Origin of the sequence: Mesorhizobium sp. M2E.F.Ca.ET.209.01.1.1 (genome assembly GCF_004010375.2) — a bacterium.
In the GTDB taxonomy this organism is placed as follows: domain Bacteria; phylum Pseudomonadota; class Alphaproteobacteria; order Rhizobiales; family Rhizobiaceae; genus Mesorhizobium.
This window is the reverse complement of sequence record NZ_SADP02000108.1, coordinates 1-543: the sequence shown is the minus strand read 5'-3', so window position 1 is coordinate 543 and position 543 is coordinate 1. Positions and strand designations below refer to the sequence as shown.

Below are 543 nucleotides of genomic sequence, written 5' to 3'. Positions count from 1 at the left end.
ACGCCAAGCCCGTCGGGCACCCGATGGGGCCTCCGGCCGAAATGCGGGCGAGCCCGCCGAAGATCATCATGAAGGGCGAAGGCGTGTCGGTGACCGATGCCGAGGGCCGCACCGTGCTCGACGCCGTCGGCGGCTTGTGGAACGTCAACCTCGGCTACAGCTGCGATCCGATCAAGCAGGCGATGGTAGCGCAGCTCGATGCGCTCCCCTATTATTCCGGTTTTCGCGGCACATCGACCGGACCGTCGATGGAGCTCGCCTATGAGCTCACCGAATGGTTCGCGCCGGAAGGCATGTTGCGTGCCTTCTTCACCTCGGGCGGTTCGGACTCGGTCGAGACGGCGCTGCGGCTCGCGCGGCAGTACTGGAAGATCCGCGGCCAGGGCGACCGCACGAAATTCCTGGCGCTGAAGAAGGGCTATCACGGCACGCATTTCGGCGGCGCGTCCGTCAACGGCAATGCCAACTTCCGCCGCAACTACGAGCCGCTGCTGCCCGGGGCCTTCCACACGCCGGCGCCCATTACCTATAGCAACCCGTTCG

Annotated in this window: 1 protein-coding gene; it reads left to right on the top strand. The window is 65.9% G+C overall.

From position 1 onward, the window contains the following. A partial coding sequence (locus EN852_RS34815) for an aminotransferase class III-fold pyridoxal phosphate-dependent enzyme (RefSeq protein WP_135879594.1) occupies positions 1-543 on the top strand: 543 nt, incomplete at both ends.